We start from the raw sequence: 15,798 nt of genomic DNA on the forward strand, positions 1-15,798 counted from the left end.
CATGTTCGACACTCTGTCGAAAGCCGGAAAATACCTTGGCCAGGCCGCAAAACTGATGATTGGCGTACCCGACTACGACAATTACGTACAACACATGCGCCTGACTCATCCTGAGCAGACGCCAATGACCTATGAAGAATTTTTCCGCGAGCGGCAGGATGCACGCTACAGCGGTAAAAGCGGCGGACGCTGCTGCTAAAACTTTGCATTTAACAAAAATGTGACATTTAGCTCGTTTTTTAGCGGACAGAAAAAATCCTGTTGTGCGAAACCGGCGAGTATGATTTTATCAATATCGACTTTTAACCTTGATTCAGGAAACCCATGACTCATTCCCTGCAGACTTCGACCCTACTAGTTACCGCGCTACCAGCCGCGGTGGTCGTCGTGCGTGTGGTGGTGGTCGTCGGCAATGCGCCGTAGGGACTGAATCAACGCATCGATTCCAAACCCCGCCGGCGCAAACCGGGCGGGGTTTCTTGTTTTAAGTGCCTGCCCAGAAGCGAACCGGCTAATTAGAAGGACTGGAGCATGGCAATTTCGGACACACCCTCACAACGCATCACAGGCGCCCAGCTGATTGTAAAAATGCTGGAACATCATGGAATTACAACGGTTAGTGGCATTCCCGGTGGCACCGTTCTGCCGCTCTACAATGCCTTGAGCCAAAGCCCCCGCATTCGCCACGTACTGGCTCGCCACGAGCAGGGCGCGGGATTTATGGCGCAGGGCATGGCGCGTACTAGCGGCAAACCAGCAGTCTGCATCGCCTGCAGCGGGCCGGGTGCCACAAACCTTGTCACTGCTATTGCCGACGCGCGGCTCGATTCCATTCCCCTGGTTTGTATTACCGGCCAGGTACCGACTTCAATGATTGGCGCCGATGCTTTCCAGGAAGTGGACACCTACGGTATTTCGATTCCTATCACCAAACATAACTACCTGGTGCGCAGTATTGACGAGCTGCCACGGGTGATTACTGACGCGTTCCGTATCGCGCAGTCCGGCCGCCCTGGACCGGTTTGGATCGATATTCCTAAAGATATTCAGACCGCTGAAATCGACATCGCCGAACTGCCGGAGGTAGCTGCGCCTTCCGCTGCCCCTGCTTTTGACCACCAGGATATCGCCCGTGCGGCGGCGATGATCAACGAAGCCAAACGCCCGGTGCTTTATCTGGGCGGCGGCATTATCAGCGCTGGAGCAGCGGAACAGGCGCGCGAACTGGCGGAACGTGCCGGGCTGCCGACAACCATGACGCTGATGGCGCTGGGGACGATCCCCGCCCGGCACCCACTTTCTTTGGGAATGCTGGGAATGCACGGCGCGCGGAGCACCAACTTTATCCTGCATGAAGCAGATCTTCTGATCGTGCTTGGCGCTCGCTTTGACGATCGCGCCATTGGTAAAACGGAAGAGTTTTGCCCGAATGCCAAAATTATCCACGTTGATATCGATCGCGCCGAGCTGGGCAAAATTAAGCAGGCGAATGTGGCGATTCGCGGTGACGTGCGGGAAGTGCTGAGCCAGCTTATTCCGCAGACCAAAAACGCCCAACGCAGTGAGTGGCTGCAAACGGTAGGCGATTTGCAGCGCGAGTTCCCGTTTGCCACGCCGGGGGCGGATAACCCGCTGATGCCTTACGGGCTAATCAAAGCCGCTGCGGCCTGCGTAGACGATGAGGCTATTGTTACCACCGACGTAGGCCAGCACCAGATGTGGGTGGCTCAGGCTTATCCGCTCAACCGTCCGCGCCAGTGGCTGACGTCCGGCGGCCTGGGCACCATGGGTTTTGGCTTACCGGCAGCGGTTGGTGCGGCGCTGGCCGAACCAGGCCGTAAAGTCCTGTGCTTCTCCGGCGACGGCAGCCTGATGATGAATATCCAGGAGATGGCGACGGCGGCGGAAAACAATCTGGATGTAAAAATCATCCTGATGAACAACCAGGCGCTGGGGCTGGTACATCAGCAGCAAACGCTGTTCTACCAGCAGAATATTTTCGCCGCGACTTACCCTGGCATGACGGATTTCCTGACCATTGCCCGTGGCTTTGGCCTGGCAACCTGTGACCTTAATCAGGCAGAAGATCCGCAGGCTGCACTTCAGGAAGCGATTTCTCGCCCCGGGCCTTGCCTGATTCACGTTCGTATCGACGCCGATGAAAAAGTCTATCCAATGGTACCGCCGGGTGCCGCCAATACTCAGATGATTGGAGAGTAAGTTATGCAGCAATCTATCACTAAACAACCAACCGTCATTCTGGAGTTAACGGTGCGCAACCACCCGGGCGTGATGTCACATATCTGCGGCCTGTTTGCCCGCCGCGCATTTAACGTGGAAGGTATCCTTTGTTTACCTTTGCCTGAAGGCGATCAGAGCCGCATCTGGTTGCAGGTAGCGGACGATCAGCGGCTGGAGCAGATGGTCAGCCAGGTCGATAAGCTTGAGGATGTGGTGCAGATCATTCGCCACGCCGATGACCCGGGCATCTTTAACCGCCTGACCGCATTTGTGCAGTAAATAAACCAGGGGCTTTCACGCATATTTTTGAAAGCCCCGCATTCGAATGCATAACTCCCCGGAAGCCGTGTCGTAAACCCCGCATATCAAAGAACGATTTCAACCAACCTCAAGTAAGAATCCGTTAGCCTGCCCTGAGAAAAATAAGCGCGATTAAATTTTGTTCGTGCTTGTCTGTTGCTTTAAAGCTACAATTAGGGGGCAAGGATGAACATGATTACGTTCTTCAAAACGAAAGAAGGAAAAACGCCGTTCAAAGCCTGGCTAGAGGCGTTAAAAGATGCGAGAGCAAAAACCAAAATAGTCATGAGGATTGACCGACTTTCCTTTGGTAACCCTGGCGATCATAAACCCTGTGGACAGGGCGTATGGGAAATGCGTATCGATGAAGGGCCAGGCTATAGGGTGTACTACGCCCAGGACGGCAAAGCAGTCTGGCTGCTGCTGGCGGGGGGAGATAAACGCAACCAACAGGCGGATATCGAACGTGCAAAAGAATGGTGGCTTGAACATCAAGGGAGAAAAAATGAAATTTAGCGAATTTGATCAAACGGTTATTGATATGCTCCGCGACGATCGTGCCTTCGCCGTGGAGTACCTGAAAGAAGCTTTTATTGGGCTGGACTGTGACGACGGCGAGGCGGTGTTTCTTATTGCCATGCGCCGGCTGGTGGAAGCCAGAGGGGGTTTTGCGGAGATTGCCAGAGCGGCAAACCTAAACCGAGAAACGCTGTACCGCACGCTGTCCGAGCGTGGAAACCCCACCATCAAAACCACCAAAAAGGTTCTGCACGCGGTGGGGATTCATTTTTCAGAGATTGCGGGCTAACCGCACGTTATAAACCCTGGCGAACCAGCAGCTCAGGTGTGATTTCGGCAATCGATTTTGCACCGGTGAGCGTCATCGCCACGCGCATCTCTTTCTCCATTAAATTCAGTAGATTGCTGACGCCAGCTTCGCCGTGAGTGGCGAGCGCATAAAGGAAAGCGCGCCCCAGCAACACCGTGTCCGCGCCAAGTGCAATCATACGCACCACGTCCAGGCCGTTACGGATGCCGCTGTCCGCCAGAATGGTAATATCGCCTTTTACCGCATCGGCAATGGCGGGCAGGGCGCGGGCGGAAGAGAGCACGCCGTCCAGCTGGCGGCCGCCGTGGTTAGACACTACGATCCCGTCGGCGCCAAAGCGCACCGCATCACGCGCATCTTCCGGGTCGAGGATACCTTTAATCACCATCGGGCCATCCCAGAATTCTCGAATCCACTCCAGGTCTTTCCAGGAAATGGACGGGTCGAAGTTATTGGCCAGCCAGCCAATATAATCCTCCAGCCCGGTCGGTTTGCCGAGATAGGTGGAGATATTGCCCAAATCGTGAGGGCGGCCGTTTAAGCCAACATCCCATGCCCACTGCGGGTGCGTCACCGCCTGGAGATAACGTCGCATCGCGGCATTAGGGCCGCTCATACCTGAATGTGCATCCCGATAGCGCGCGCCGGGCGTCGGCATATCGACGGTAAATACCAGCGTGGAGCATCCGGCGGCTTTGGCTCGCTCCAGCGCGTTGCGCATAAAGCCGCGATCCTTCAGCACATAAAGCTGGAACCACATCGGGCGGTTAATCGCCGGTGCGACTTCCTCAATCGGGCAAACGGACACCGTAGAGAGGGTGAATGGAATGCCTTTTGCTGCGGCCGCTTTTGCGGCCTGAACTTCCCCCCGGCGGGCGTACATCCCACAAAGGCCCACGGGGCCAAGGGCTACGGGCATGGAGAGCGTTTCATTGAATAGCCGGGTTTCCAGACTCAGCGCCGACATGTTTTTCAGGACGCGCTGCTTGAGCGCCACCTGGGCCAGATCTTCCACGTTGCGCTTCAGCGTATGTTCGGCATAGGCTCCGCCGTCAATGTAGTGGAATAAAAAGGGCGGCAGAATGCGCTCGGCGGCGGCACGGTAGTCGGTTGCTGCGGAAATAATCATCGTTTCTTTTCCCTTATTTCATCACTTGCTTCGTCCGGGAGGCGGGTAATACGTGCCTGACGGGCTTCGTCTTCCTGCAGAGTTTTGATGGTGGCGTGGACGTAGCCGAGATGCGACTGAGCGGCTCGCCTTGCGCGCTCGGCGTCTCCGGCCAGAATCGCCTGCAATAATTCGTCGTGCTGCTCTGTCAGCCCGGCAAAAATGGCCGGGACGGTGTACATGCGTTGGCGGCTATGCAGCACCGAAGATTGCAGCAGGTCGAAGAACCCGCGCATGGTCTGCAGCAGCACGATATTGTGGGAGGCTTCGGCAATCGCCAGGTGAAACCTGACGTCGGCCTGGGCGGCTAAATCCGGATCATCGCTCTCTTTAAATTTGAGCGTGGCATCGAAGCAGGTAATCAGCTTTTCTTTGTCGGCCTGAGTTGCCCGCATGGCGGCATACCAGGCCGTGCTGCCTTCAATGGAATGTCTCGCTTCGAGGATATCCAACTGGTAATTAGGGTCGCCCTCGACCAGCGTTTTCAGCGGCTGCACGATGCGCTGTTCCGACCATTGTTCGGTCTGGTAGCGCAGATAGGTGCCGCCGCCGCGTCGGCTGGCCAGCAGGCCTTCGCCAATCAGCTTTTGAATCGCCTCGCGTAAAATCGAGCGTGAACAGCCCAGTTCTGCGGCCAGCTGGCGTTCGGCAGGCAACCGCATGCCCGCCTCCAGGTTACGTTCTTCAATCAGCGCCTTAACACGCTCAACCATCTGGTCGGCAAGGCGCGGCACAGCTTGGGTCATGGGATCATCCAGGTTAAAACATAGGCCTGCAGCGTGGTAATTACCCCCACCATGCAGGTGAAAATCAGGCTGTGCTTCACGGTGAAGCGGAACAGGTCTGACTCTTTCCCGACCAGTCCCACCGCCGCACAGGCAATGGCTATCGACTGCGGCGAAATCATCTTCCCGGTTACGCCGCCGGTTGTATTGGCCGCCACTAACAGCAGGTCCGACACGCCAATCTGCTGCGCGGTCGTGGCCTGCAGCGCGGCAAACAGCGCGTTAGACGAGGTGTCCGATCCGGTGAGAAACACGCCCAGCCAACCAAGGAACGGCGAAAAGAAAGTAAAGGCGTGGCCGGTATGCGCCAGCGCCAGGGCCAGAGTCGCCGACAGCCCGGAATAGTTGGAGATAAAAGCAAAGGCCAGCACCATACCAATGGAGTAAATCGGTAGCGCCAGCTCCTTGAGCGTTTCCCCAAAGGTCGCCAGCGCCGCTTTCGGTTTCATGCGCAGGTAAACAATGGAGATCAGCGCCGCGACAAGAATTGCCGTACCAGTGGCTGACAGCCAGTCGAACTTAAACACTGCGGCGTAAGGCACACTGGCGGCAACGACCGGCGGCATTTTGGCGACCAGGTTATCCAGGAACGGCACCGGGAAATTATAGACCCAGTCCGCCATCGCGCCGCCTTTGGCGAACAGCGCTTTAAACGGCGGAATGCTCCACAGCGTAACCGTGGCCGTTAAAAACAGGAACGGCATCCAGGCTTTGACAATCTGCCCGGTCGTGTATTTCTGCGCAGACTGCTCCTGTACGGTTGCAGCCGCGTCCTCGCTATCAAAGCGGAAAATGCGCACCGGCTTCCAGACCCGTAGGAAAGCCGTCAGGCACACCAGCGACACCAGCGAAGAGATGATGTCCGGCAGCTCGGGGCCGATAAAGTTAGAGCTGAGATACTGGGCGATAGCAAACGAGCCGCCAGCCACGATCACCGCAGGCCAGGTCTCTTTGATTCCGCGCCAGCCGTCCATAATCGCCATGATCCAGAACAGCACAATGATCGTCAGGAACGGCAGCTGACGGCCTACCATCTGGCCGATTTCGAAGCTGTCCAGGCCGGTAACCTGCCCGGCAACAATAATTGGGATCCCCATCGCGCCGAAGGCCACCGGCGCGGTGTTGACGATCAGACACAAACCCGCAGCGTACAGCGGCTTAAACCCGAGGCCGACCAGCAGGGCTGCGGTAATGGCAACCGGCGCACCAAACCCGGCCGCCCCTTCCAGAAACGCGCCAAACGAGAAACCGACGATCAGCATTTGCAGGCGCTGGTCCGGGGTAATCGACAGAATGGAGGAGCGAATAATGTCGAACTGCCCGGTTTTGACCGAAATTTTGTAGACAAACACCGCGGCAACAATAATCCAGGCGATGGGCCACAGGCCGTAGAAGAACCCGTACACCACCGAGGCAATCGCGCGATCCACCGGCATGCGGTATAAAAACAGGGCAACCAGCAGGGCGATAAATACTGTGAGCGTTGCCGCTTTGTAGCCCTTCATCCGTAGCTTAATCAGCGCGAAGAAGAAAAACAGAATTGGGAGCGCGGCAATCAGGCTCGACAGCCAGATATTCCCGAGCGGGTCGTAGAGTTGGGGCCAGACTTGCATGCAGGTGTTCTCCAGGGTGAGGCGTTTATCGTTTTTTATTAGATTGGTAGGACCAATTTTGCTTTGTAGAGCAAATGATGGCTAATGGTTAATCTTGTGTTAACGGATGGCAACGGCCTGGCGAGTGTTTATCGGCGTTTTGTAGAAAAGGGCACGTTTTTAGTTGGATTGGTAGGACCAAAAAACTGCTCTTCCTGGCGGGAGAGCAGTGAAGGGAGAAAGTGATTGCCAGGGGATGGCAACGCAGGTTTCGCTGCTTATTTTTTGTATTGTTCATCGCTGACTTTTTCCAGCCACTCCACGGGGCTGCCGTTTAAGGACTCGGCAATGGCAATATGCGTCATTGCCGTCTCCGGTGACGCGCCGTGCCAGTGTTTGACCCCTTCGGGGATCCAGGCGATATCGCCCTGATTCAGTTCCTGAATTTCCTGGCCCCATTCCTGTAGCCACCCACGCCCCTGCGTCACGATCAACGTTTGGCCAAGCGGATGCGTATGCCAGGCCGTCCGTGCGGCAGGCTCAAAGGTGACAATTGCTCCGCCAACGCGGGCGTTTTCAGTGCCGCTAAAAGGCGAATCAATGCGTACTGTGCCAGTGAAATAATTCTCTGGGCCCTGCTGTGAAGGTTGTGAACCGCTGCGGATAATTTTCATCAAATGCTCCAGTCGAGAAGGTCATAATGCGTTGTCATACGGTAGTCCCGAACGTTGTAGAGAACTAGCCGGGGAAAAGTACAAGAGCTTATGAATCCAGTTCATGAATCTCGCTATACTGGGGATATTCCGTTCCTTAGTGAGGCTTGTTTCGGCCATGCTGAAAGAAAATTTCAACGATCTAATGTCATTTATTGAAGTGGCTCGTGAGCGCAGTTTTACCCGAGCAGCGGCAAAACTGGGTGTGTCCCAGTCCGCGCTCAGCCACGCGATCCGTGGCCTTGAGGAGCGTCTTCAGCTGCGTTTACTTACACGCACCACGCGCAGCGTCGCGCCAACTGAAGCGGGTGAAAAGCTGCTTGCCAGCTTGTCGCCTCGATTTGCAGATCTTGAGAACGAGCTGGTTGCGTTGAGCGAAATGCGCGAGCGGCCGGCTGGGAACATTCGGCTGAACGCGGCGGAACACAGCATGCAGTCGGTTTTATGGCCGGTGTTGAAAACTTTCGTGGTCGACTACCCGGATATCAACGTGGAAATCAGTGTGGATAACGCCCTGACCGATATTGTTAGCGGGCAGTTCGATGCCGGGATTCGTCTCGGTGAGCAGGTGGCAAAGGATATGGTGGCCGTGCGCGTTGGCCCGGAACTCTCTATGTCGGTCATTGGTTCCCCGGCCTATTTTGCGAAGCATGGCTACCCGGCAACGCCGCAGGATCTCCAGCAACATAATTGCATCAATATGCGGCTGCCGACACGGGGGGGACTGTATGCGTGGGAATTCGAAAAAGACGGGCGTGAGCTAAAAATTCGCGTGGACGGGCAGTTAACGTTCAACAGCCTGCGTCAGCGCATTGATGCTGCCCTGCAAGGGCTCGGCCTGGCATTTGTGCCGAGCGACACGGTTTGCGATGAGCTTGCCGAAGGGCGGCTGGTCCGGGTTCTGGAAGCCTGGTGTAAACCTTTCCCCGGTTATTACCTTTACTACCCCAGCCGCAAGCAGCACACAACCGCCTTCTCCCTGTTGGTGGATGCGCTGAGATACTCTTCCTGAGCAGATGGTGATAAGCGGATTTTATTCTGGTTCAGCGATACCAAAGCCTGAAAATGCGCAGACCCTTTTTTTAGCTTTCTTCGTAACTTATTGATTTATCAATTCAGCGGCGTCTTGTCCAAAAAAGGGTATCAAGGGTAAAAGAGATAGCTTTATCTTTTACAACAAAGTGTTAGCTGTGAAAAGCTCTTGTTCACTGCCGTACAGGCAGCCTTATGTCGCGGAAATCGCCCCTACACAGAACATTTCTCAAGCGTAAACTGGATAAAGCGGTCCAGTTTCGGCACAACGTTTTTCTTCATTGGGTAGAGTAAATGCACGGGGCGTGGTGAGGGAAGGTAGTCCTCCAGCAGAGCAACCAGCCTGCCCGCTTTAATATCTGCCTCAATTAAAAATCGTGGCTGCATCAGAACGCCGTTATTTTTTAGCGCCGCCTCCCGCAGGGCATAGCCATCGTTGCTGCGCATGACCCAGCTATCAGGCCACGGAATTTCCTGGCCATCATGCCGCAAGCGCCAGGTGAAATTATTGTTCCACGTCGAGTGTGAAAGCAGGCGGTGGTGGTGCAAATCATCAGGCGTCTGCGGCACGCCATACTCTTCCAGATACGCAGGCGTGGCACAAATCGACATAGAATAATTAAGCAGTGATTTAGCAACCAGGGCGTAATCGCGTAAATAGCCAATACGAAATGCGCAGTCGTACCCCTCAGAAATCAGGTCGACAGGGTGATTATTCAGGATCAGCTCAACCTGAATCTTCGGATACAGGCTCATAAATTCAGCCACAATCGGGGCGACTATCTCTTTCCCCAGCGTCATCGGGGCGCTGACGCGAAGCAGCCCCTGAGGCTCGGCCTGCAAACCTTCTATCACCTCGTAGCTTTCATTCACTTTGGCGATGATGGACAAGGCATATTCATAGAATATTTGGCCGGGGTGCGTCACCGTCATGGTGCGGGTTGTGCGCTGTAATAGCTCAGTTTTTAGTTCTTTTTCAAGCGCATGAATATATTTCGTTACCATGACAACCGAAATTTCTAATTTCTTTGCTGCAGCAGTAAACGTTTTCTCTTCAACGACGCAGGTAAAAATCTCCATCGCCCTAAATTTGTTCATTTTTAACCTCTGGTTAAATCAGTATAAATTTTGTATGGATTTATTTTTTCTTCGTTTTTGGTTATTTTTCTCGGCGAGTTTTTAAGCGTGGTAAAGAAAAGTGCGTTCTTATGAATCCAGAGTGAGTAACATGTTTTTTATTAAGGTTATGTATTTGCCCTGTGATTTGTCAAGCATATCTGCTGAGGTGTTTACTGATTATGTCTAAATTCACTTTTCCTGGAAAGAAAAAATTAATTGATAGCGTAACACCGATTATCAGACTGAATAATTTTGAGCGTTCACTTGACCTTGTTCATGATGAAATAAAAATATACGTCAAACGAGATGATTTGACAGCCTTAGGCGGCGGCGGGAATAAAACAAGGAAGCTTGAATACCATTTGCATCAGGCTGCATTAACAGGAGCGACAAGAATCGTCACAACCGGAGGATTGCAGTCAAACCACGCGCGTTTAACCGCGGCGTGCTGTGCTCACCAAAACATTCCTTGTACATTGATTCTTTCGAACAACGTCGCCATTCAGGATGATGAGTACCAGTCGAATGGTAATCTTCTGCTTGATTCATTATTTGGTGCTGAAATCATCAAGGCTTTACCGGGTGATAATTTCGGGGAGTTAACTGAATCAGTTATTTCTCAATATGAACAGGCCGGGGAGAAGGTTTATTTTATTCCGTTAGGTGGATCTACAGCGGTGGGCTGTATGGGATATGTTGATGCTGCGATTGAAATTGCTGAGCAAGAGCGCGAGATGGACACGACATTCACACATATTTATGTGGCGAATGGCAGTTCCGGGACGCAGGCAGGGCTTATCGCGGGTTTTACGCTTTTATCTAACCCTGTTTATATCAAAGGGTACTCTGTATTGTTTGATAAAGTTGTGACCCAACAAAATACGAAGCGATTGGTGACAGAAACGCTTGCCTTACAGGCATCGGCGTCAAGCGTATTTAGCGTAAACATTGATGATTCACAGCTAGGAAAGGGTTATGGCTTGATCACCAAAGACATGCGTGACGCATTGGAATGTTTAGCCAGAACGGAAGGGCTGTTGTTAGATCCTGTCTATTCGGGTAAGGCCTTTGCCGGGTTGATGCACGATCTCAAGGCAAAAAAAATTGCCCGAGGGGCAAATGTTCTTTTCGTTATGACGGGTGGCACTCCTGGCTTATTCGCCTATTCTCGCTATCTGCAAAATTAATTCATTGTTAAATTATCAGGAATAAAAAATGAGTGTAATGACTCGTCTGTTCTCCATTTTATTGTTGGCGCTTTCTCTTTCTGCCTGCCAGGGCTCACATACTGAAAGTAACAAGGCAGCAACGGATTATGCCGCTGAACTTGACAGCAGCGCAAGCTTTAGCCATCAACTATTATCGCTGTCTAAAAATAACATTATTTATTTTCCACTGGATAGTAGCGTGATAGCTGATGAATATACCGAGTATTTAAAAGCTACAGGAACGTTTCTGGCGAATAATCCAACGGTAGGTGTTGTTATTGAAGGACATGCGGATGAGCGCGGCACCCCGGAATATAATATCGTGCTGGGCGAAAAAAGAGCAAGGACGGTCGAAAGCGTTCTGATAAGCTATGGCGTTCGTGCAGAACAGCTGGATATTGTTTCGTTTGGCAAATCACGCCCGGCTGTATTAGGCCACAATGAAACGTCCTGGAGCATGAACCGGCGCGCGGTATTAGATTTCCAGGAACTTCCTGAGTAACAAGGTTTGTCTCTTTTGTATCGGGTTACCGTATTACGCACTTTTTATTTTCTGTGGCTGGCTTATTGTTCTCCCGCGGTGGCAATGCAGCAATATGTGCTTGATTGTCCCGGCCGAAACTTGATGACGGTAACGGTGACGGATTATGTGATTACGACGCTACACTGGGACAATGAATTTATCGTCGCTCCCCGAGCGATCAATACCGTTGATAAAAATCATGAAGCGTTGTCTGTGTATTTATTTGTGAATCAGGACGTGCTGACCATTAATCGTAGCCAGAATTTGTACCGTTTTGCATACCATAGCCAGCGAGTAGTGACCTGCCATAAGGTCAGAGATATTTCTGTCCGTGTCTGGAACCAGAAATAGGTTGTTGATGTTGTTTTGCCGGGCCCCCCGTTATGCCCGGCTTTTTTTTTACTTTTTCAGGTCAATGTTCTACCCGTTCCTGGGCTGAATGTTTGCAGACCCTTTTTTCAGCCTTCTTCGTAACTCATTGATTTATAGGTTCAGCAGAGTCGCTTCCCAAAAAAGGGTATAAAAGGTAAAAGAGACAGCTTTATCTTTTACAACAAGGCATTAGCTGTGAAAAGCTCTTGTCCACTGCCGTACAGGCAGCAGGCGAGGCGCTATAGTTTAAGTGCCTCGCCTCTCTTTTCTCACGCCAGCCTCAGAACCCTGTCCAGCGACCAGCGGCCTGCACCACGGGCGATAATTGACAGCAATAACCCGCCCCAGATCAGGTGCGTGGGCCATGCGTCCGGGTAGACAAAAATTTCAATCACCAGGGTCATAAACAGCAATCCCGCTGCGGCAAAGCGTGAAAACAATCCCAGCACCAGCAGAACAGGGAAAGTATGTTCGGCCAGCGTGGCCAGGTGCGCGGCGATATCATAGGGGATAAGCGGTAGCGCGTATTCGGTGCGAAACAGTTCGTAGGTGGACGGTTTTAACGTCATAAATCCCGTTACTTTTGTGCGGCCGGAAAGGAAGAACACGGCGGCAACGCCCACGCGGGCTATCAGCAACAGCACATTGTCGCTAACGCTTCTCTCTATGCGATTCCAAAGTCTATTCCACAGCGATCTCACGCCTTGTTCCGTCATTTTTTGTTCAGATACTTTCATCATTTAGCCTCAAAAAGTGTGATTAAGATGTGGCGAACACGCCGCTGCTAAGCAGGTTGCTGAAAAAAGGGCCCAGGGCGAGGGTTGGCTCGGCAGCCAGGGCCTGCTCGCTAGCCTGATCGAGGGTTGCCCCCAAACGGCAGGCGGTCAGGAAGGCCGATCCGCCCTGGCTTAAGGGGGCGGCAAAAATGCGCTGCTGGCGGCGAACCAGCAAAGCGCCTTCGCCCTGCCAGTGAATCGTCTCCGGCGCGGCTGTTTGTTCGCGGTTGAACTCCCAGAGCGTGAACACCGGCAGCGTGGGGTGCCAGTACCAGCGAACGCTGTCCCGCAGCCGCAATGATGTGCTGCCCAACTTGTCCGCCGTGATGTTTGCCAGCGCATGCACATCCAGCGGAGCCGAGGCAGGGGCGCAAAACACCTCCAGCCACAGCTTGTCCAGCTCGGCCACGGCGCTTAAATAGGTCAGTTCTCTGGCCGGAGGATAAGCGCTAATGAAGGCGGGGAAGGCGTCGCCATAGCGAACCAGTTCACCTTCGTTCGTGGGGCATTCAAGCGCATAGCCACGCGCCATTTCACGGAAAAAGTCGCTGCCGGTAAGCCTGGAAACGCTGGGGAAATTAGCCTCCAGGGCATCAACGCAGGTTTTGATCACGCTGTTGCGGTAAACGGCAAGGCCAGGCTGATGCTGAAGATGGCTTAGTTCGGATCTCGCCTCACCGTATAACAGGCCAATAAATGCCTCGTGGTAGCGGCTTAAGTGCGTGGTCATACGGCGGCTCCCATTGCGTCGAGGATGCGCTGCGCACGCTGTTGTTCGGCCAGCAGCACGCTGAATGCAGGCAGATTGTCATCCCTTTCGATAAGCGTGGGTTTTGCTCCCGCCTGTTGAATAAATTGCGTATACAGCCGCCAGACATCCTCAGATATCGACTGGTCGTGGCTGTCGATCAGCAAATTACTGCCCCCTTCGTCGGCGCTAAAGCCCGCCAGGTGGATCTCCGTGACGCGTTCGACCGGGAAACGGCTCAGCCAGGCTGCGGCCTCAAAGCCGAGGTTGTGGGCACTGAGCCAGACGTTGTTCAGATCCAGCAGCAGGCCGCATCCGCTTCGGCGACTGACTTCGTCGAGAAATTCGATTTCGTCCCACTCATGCTCCGGCATCTGCAAATAGTGCGTGGGATTTTCCAGTGAAATCTGGCAGCCCAGCGCATCCTGCGTGCGGTTAATGTTGTCGATAACCCGGTGCATCAATCGTGTTGTCCTCGGTACCGGCAGCAGATCGGGGTAATAAATCCCGTTCCACCGCGACCATGCGAGGTGCTCGGAAACCAGCGCCGGTTTAATGTCAGCCACTAGCGCTTTTAGCTGCGCGAGCAGTTGGGCGTCCGGTGGCTCGTCACCGGCCAGTGAAAGCGAAACGCCATGCAGTGAGATTGGGTGCTGCTGGCGGATGGCCGCCAGCCACTCTCTGCGCGGGCCACCCGCCATGAGATAATTTTCACTGTGAACCTCGAACCAGAGGGAGGATGGACTGGCCCAGGCGTCGGCGTAATGCTCGGGCTTAAGGCTTAATCCGGCACCTAAAGAGTGTGTCATCGTCATGGGAGTGGCCCTTGTATTAGCTTTCGGTCAGCGAGCCGTGGCCATTTGGCGTTTGGATCGCTGTGCAGGTACCCGCCGGCACCATCTTGTAGGCATTTTTCTGGTAATCGACTTTGGATGTGCCTGCGCAGGTGGTGCCGGCCCCGGCCTTACAGTCGTTATCTGCGGCTTTGGCGATACCAAAACAGCGCTCAAGGTTTGGCCCGGTTAATTCAGCTGCAAAAGAAGCCGCGCTGAAAGAAACCAAAGACAGGGCAATCGCGGACATAGCAATACGGTTCATCGTGTTCTCCAGATAATTAAAATGAATTTAGGATTGGTAAATAATCGGCTATTTATTAAGAGTGTTATTTCCTCCTTATTGAATGAGCAGCGTTAATTTCCCGACGTAATGTTCACGGCTTTAAATATCGTGCGGGCGACATTTTTCGGGTCGTACAGCATCGGCACATGGCTGACTGGCAGTTCGGTGACGTGGGCGTGAATTTTCTTCGCCATCGCTCGCTCCAGGTCCGGGTTGATCATCCGGTCGTTGCTGCCGACCAGGAACCAGCTTGGTTTTTGCTGCCAGGCGGCGGTGGTCACTTTCTCGGTGAAGCTTGCGGCGGCGATTGGCATCTGGGTGATGCCAATAATGTTCTGCGCTTCAGGCGTCGCATCCTGGGCAAAATCGGTGGCGACGGCCTTTGGGTCGAGGCTCAGGAAGCCGTCCGCGCCCTTGATGATTTTTGCGCTGCCGGGCGGAGCAGGGAAACTGTTAGCCAGATCTGCCGTTGACTGGCCCGGCGATGGCGCAAAGGCGTTGATATACACCAGACCTTTCACTTTCGGATCGTTACCCGCCTCGGTAATCACCGTCCCGCCCCACGAATGGCCGACCAGAATAACGTCGCCTTTAGCTCGGGCGATGGCGCGTTTAGTCGCCGCCACGTCGTCTGCCAGTGAAGTTAATGGGATCTGCGCGGTGATGATTTCGTAGTGCCGCGTTTGCAGCACGGGGATCACCTGCTCCCAACTACCGGTGGCGTCGGCGAAGGCACCGTGCACTAATACGATGGTGTGCTGAGTTTCCGCCTGGGCGGCAAACCCGGTCATCAGGCCAGCCGCGGCCAGAGCCAGCAGCGTTTTACGCGTGGATTTCATTTCATGTTCCTGTTTTAGGGGGAGGGAATAAATCAGCGGTAAATATCGGCGCTGCCGAAGTAAGTGTTGTTGCCGCCCGCGGAGACCACTCGCCAGGCGCTGGCCCCGGCTTTTTCAGCTTTTGCAGCCAGTTTTTCATTGAGCTGGTCGAGGGACAGCGTGGTGCTCTCGCTTTCAGTGACGGTGCCAATTTTGACCAGGCCCTGAGCGCTGTGGACTTCTTTGGCAGCAAAGGCAGGCGCTACAGCAGCGGCCAGGACGAGCGGGAGAATAACGTTGCGGAAAAGTTTCATCATAAGCCTCACATATCAGTCGTTGAACACGTTGCCGCCAGTAGGTGGCGGATGCGCTTATTTAACGCCTGGTTTGTATGTGGGCTGTGTCAGGGGGAAGGGGATTTGTTTTGTTGTTTAGCCGTGGGCGGTGTGGATACA

At 53.8% G+C, this 15,798-nt stretch carries 21 protein-coding genes; 10 read left to right on the top strand and 11 right to left on the bottom strand.

Annotation, left to right across the window (positions count from 1 at the left end):
• Position 1 precedes the first annotated feature (1 nt).
• The 6 genes from LH23_RS10290 (at position 2) to LH23_RS10310 (ending at position 3,349) form a co-directional block, all read left to right on the top strand.
• Positions 2-199: a YbdD/YjiX family protein gene (locus tag LH23_RS10290; protein ID WP_039290835.1), complete on the top strand. Its 198-nt coding sequence runs from the start codon at positions 2-4 to the stop codon at positions 197-199.
• Positions 200-324: 125 nt separating this feature from the next.
• Positions 325-423, top strand: a complete 99-nt coding sequence (gene ivbL / locus LH23_RS23945; protein ID WP_071842708.1) for an ilvB operon leader peptide IvbL — start codon at positions 325-327, stop codon at positions 421-423.
• Between the two features lie 108 nt (positions 424-531).
• On the top strand, positions 532-2,220 hold the full coding sequence (ilvB, locus tag LH23_RS10295; protein ID WP_039290837.1) for an acetolactate synthase large subunit: 1,689 nt from the start codon (positions 532-534) through the stop codon (positions 2,218-2,220).
• A 3-nt stretch (positions 2,221-2,223) separates the two neighbouring features.
• Positions 2,224-2,520 carry an acetolactate synthase small subunit gene (ilvN, locus tag LH23_RS10300; RefSeq protein ID WP_039290839.1) on the top strand — a complete coding sequence of 99 codons (297 nt, stop codon included), beginning with the start codon at positions 2,224-2,226 and terminating at the stop codon, positions 2,518-2,520.
• Between the two features lie 207 nt (positions 2,521-2,727).
• The gene (locus tag LH23_RS10305) at positions 2,728-3,057 is read left to right on the top strand and encodes a type II toxin-antitoxin system RelE/ParE family toxin (RefSeq protein ID WP_039290842.1); all 330 of its coding nucleotides are present in this window, start codon (positions 2,728-2,730) and stop codon (positions 3,055-3,057) included.
• Positions 3,047-3,349 (top strand): addiction module antidote protein, encoded by a 303-nt coding sequence (locus LH23_RS10310; RefSeq protein ID WP_039290844.1) that lies wholly within the window; start codon positions 3,047-3,049, stop codon positions 3,347-3,349. Before LH23_RS10305 ends, LH23_RS10310 begins: the two co-directional genes overlap by 11 nt.
• Before the next feature lie 7 nt (positions 3,350-3,356).
• On the opposite strand, the gene lldD is transcribed toward LH23_RS10310, so the two are convergent.
• The 4 genes from lldD to LH23_RS10330 form a co-directional block, all read right to left on the bottom strand.
• Positions 3,357-4,499 carry an FMN-dependent L-lactate dehydrogenase LldD gene (gene lldD, locus LH23_RS10315; RefSeq protein ID WP_039290846.1) on the bottom strand — a complete coding sequence of 381 codons (1,143 nt, stop codon included), beginning with the start codon at positions 4,497-4,499 and terminating at the stop codon, positions 3,357-3,359.
• Positions 4,496-5,284, bottom strand: a complete 789-nt coding sequence (lldR, locus tag LH23_RS10320; RefSeq protein WP_039290848.1) for a transcriptional regulator LldR — start codon at positions 5,282-5,284, stop codon at positions 4,496-4,498. The genes lldD and lldR overlap by 4 nt, the downstream gene beginning before the upstream one ends.
• On the bottom strand, positions 5,281-6,936 hold the full coding sequence (lldP, locus tag LH23_RS10325) for an L-lactate permease (RefSeq protein WP_039290851.1): 1,656 nt from the start codon (positions 6,934-6,936) through the stop codon (positions 5,281-5,283). Before lldP ends, lldR begins: the two co-directional genes overlap by 4 nt.
• 257 nt (positions 6,937-7,193) lie before the next feature.
• A complete protein-coding gene (locus LH23_RS10330) occupies positions 7,194-7,589 on the bottom strand; it encodes a cupin domain-containing protein (RefSeq protein ID WP_039290853.1) in 396 nt (131 codons plus the stop codon).
• 157 nt (positions 7,590-7,746) lie between these two features.
• Between LH23_RS10330 and LH23_RS10335 the strand changes: the two genes are divergently transcribed.
• On the top strand, positions 7,747-8,640 hold the full coding sequence (locus tag LH23_RS10335; protein ID WP_039290856.1) for a LysR family transcriptional regulator: 894 nt from the start codon (positions 7,747-7,749) through the stop codon (positions 8,638-8,640).
• Positions 8,641-8,873: 233 nt separating this feature from the next.
• Here LH23_RS10335 and LH23_RS10340 read toward each other — a convergent pair whose 3' ends face one another.
• A complete protein-coding gene (locus LH23_RS10340) occupies positions 8,874-9,758 on the bottom strand; it encodes a LysR substrate-binding domain-containing protein (RefSeq protein ID WP_039290858.1) in 885 nt (294 codons plus the stop codon).
• A 200-nt stretch (positions 9,759-9,958) separates the two neighbouring features.
• On the opposite strand from LH23_RS10340, the gene LH23_RS10345 reads away from it, so the two are divergent.
• From LH23_RS10345 to LH23_RS10355, 3 genes are all read left to right on the top strand, one after another.
• Positions 9,959-10,966: a D-cysteine desulfhydrase family protein gene (locus LH23_RS10345; RefSeq protein ID WP_039290860.1), complete on the top strand. Its 1,008-nt coding sequence runs from the start codon at positions 9,959-9,961 to the stop codon at positions 10,964-10,966.
• A 28-nt stretch (positions 10,967-10,994) separates the two neighbouring features.
• Positions 10,995-11,489 (top strand): peptidoglycan-associated lipoprotein Pal, encoded by a 495-nt coding sequence (gene pal, locus LH23_RS10350; RefSeq protein ID WP_052050165.1) that lies wholly within the window; start codon positions 10,995-10,997, stop codon positions 11,487-11,489.
• A gap of 147 nt (positions 11,490-11,636) precedes the next feature.
• Positions 11,637-11,861: a hypothetical protein gene (locus tag LH23_RS10355; RefSeq protein WP_156108019.1), complete on the top strand. Its 225-nt coding sequence runs from the start codon at positions 11,637-11,639 to the stop codon at positions 11,859-11,861.
• Positions 11,862-12,151: 290 nt separating this feature from the next.
• Here the strand turns inward: LH23_RS10355 and LH23_RS10360 are convergent, their stop codons facing one another.
• The 6 genes from LH23_RS10360 to LH23_RS10385 form a co-directional block, all read right to left on the bottom strand.
• Complete coding sequence (locus LH23_RS10360) at positions 12,152-12,622, bottom strand: DoxX family protein (protein WP_052050166.1); 471 nt, start codon at positions 12,620-12,622, stop codon at positions 12,152-12,154.
• A gap of 19 nt (positions 12,623-12,641) precedes the next feature.
• Positions 12,642-13,388 (bottom strand): DNA-binding domain-containing protein, encoded by a 747-nt coding sequence (locus tag LH23_RS10365; protein ID WP_039290865.1) that lies wholly within the window; start codon positions 13,386-13,388, stop codon positions 12,642-12,644.
• Entirely contained in the window at positions 13,385-14,221 is an 837-nt protein-coding gene (locus LH23_RS10370) for a DUF692 domain-containing protein (protein ID WP_071842709.1), read from the bottom strand. The genes LH23_RS10365 and LH23_RS10370 overlap by 4 nt, the downstream gene beginning before the upstream one ends.
• A 16-nt stretch (positions 14,222-14,237) precedes the next feature.
• A complete protein-coding gene (locus LH23_RS10375) occupies positions 14,238-14,504 on the bottom strand; it encodes a DUF2282 domain-containing protein (protein ID WP_039290867.1) in 267 nt (88 codons plus the stop codon).
• A 92-nt stretch (positions 14,505-14,596) separates the two neighbouring features.
• The gene (locus LH23_RS10380; protein ID WP_039290870.1) at positions 14,597-15,364 is read right to left on the bottom strand and encodes an alpha/beta fold hydrolase; all 768 of its coding nucleotides are present in this window, start codon (positions 15,362-15,364) and stop codon (positions 14,597-14,599) included.
• A 32-nt stretch (positions 15,365-15,396) separates the two neighbouring features.
• Positions 15,397-15,660 carry a DUF1471 domain-containing protein gene (locus LH23_RS10385; protein ID WP_311887703.1) on the bottom strand — a complete coding sequence of 88 codons (264 nt, stop codon included), beginning with the start codon at positions 15,658-15,660 and terminating at the stop codon, positions 15,397-15,399.
• Positions 15,661-15,798 lie beyond the last annotated feature (138 nt).

The organism is Cedecea neteri (assembly GCF_000758305.1).
GTDB classification, from domain to species: Bacteria; Pseudomonadota; Gammaproteobacteria; order Enterobacterales; family Enterobacteriaceae; genus Cedecea; species Cedecea neteri_C.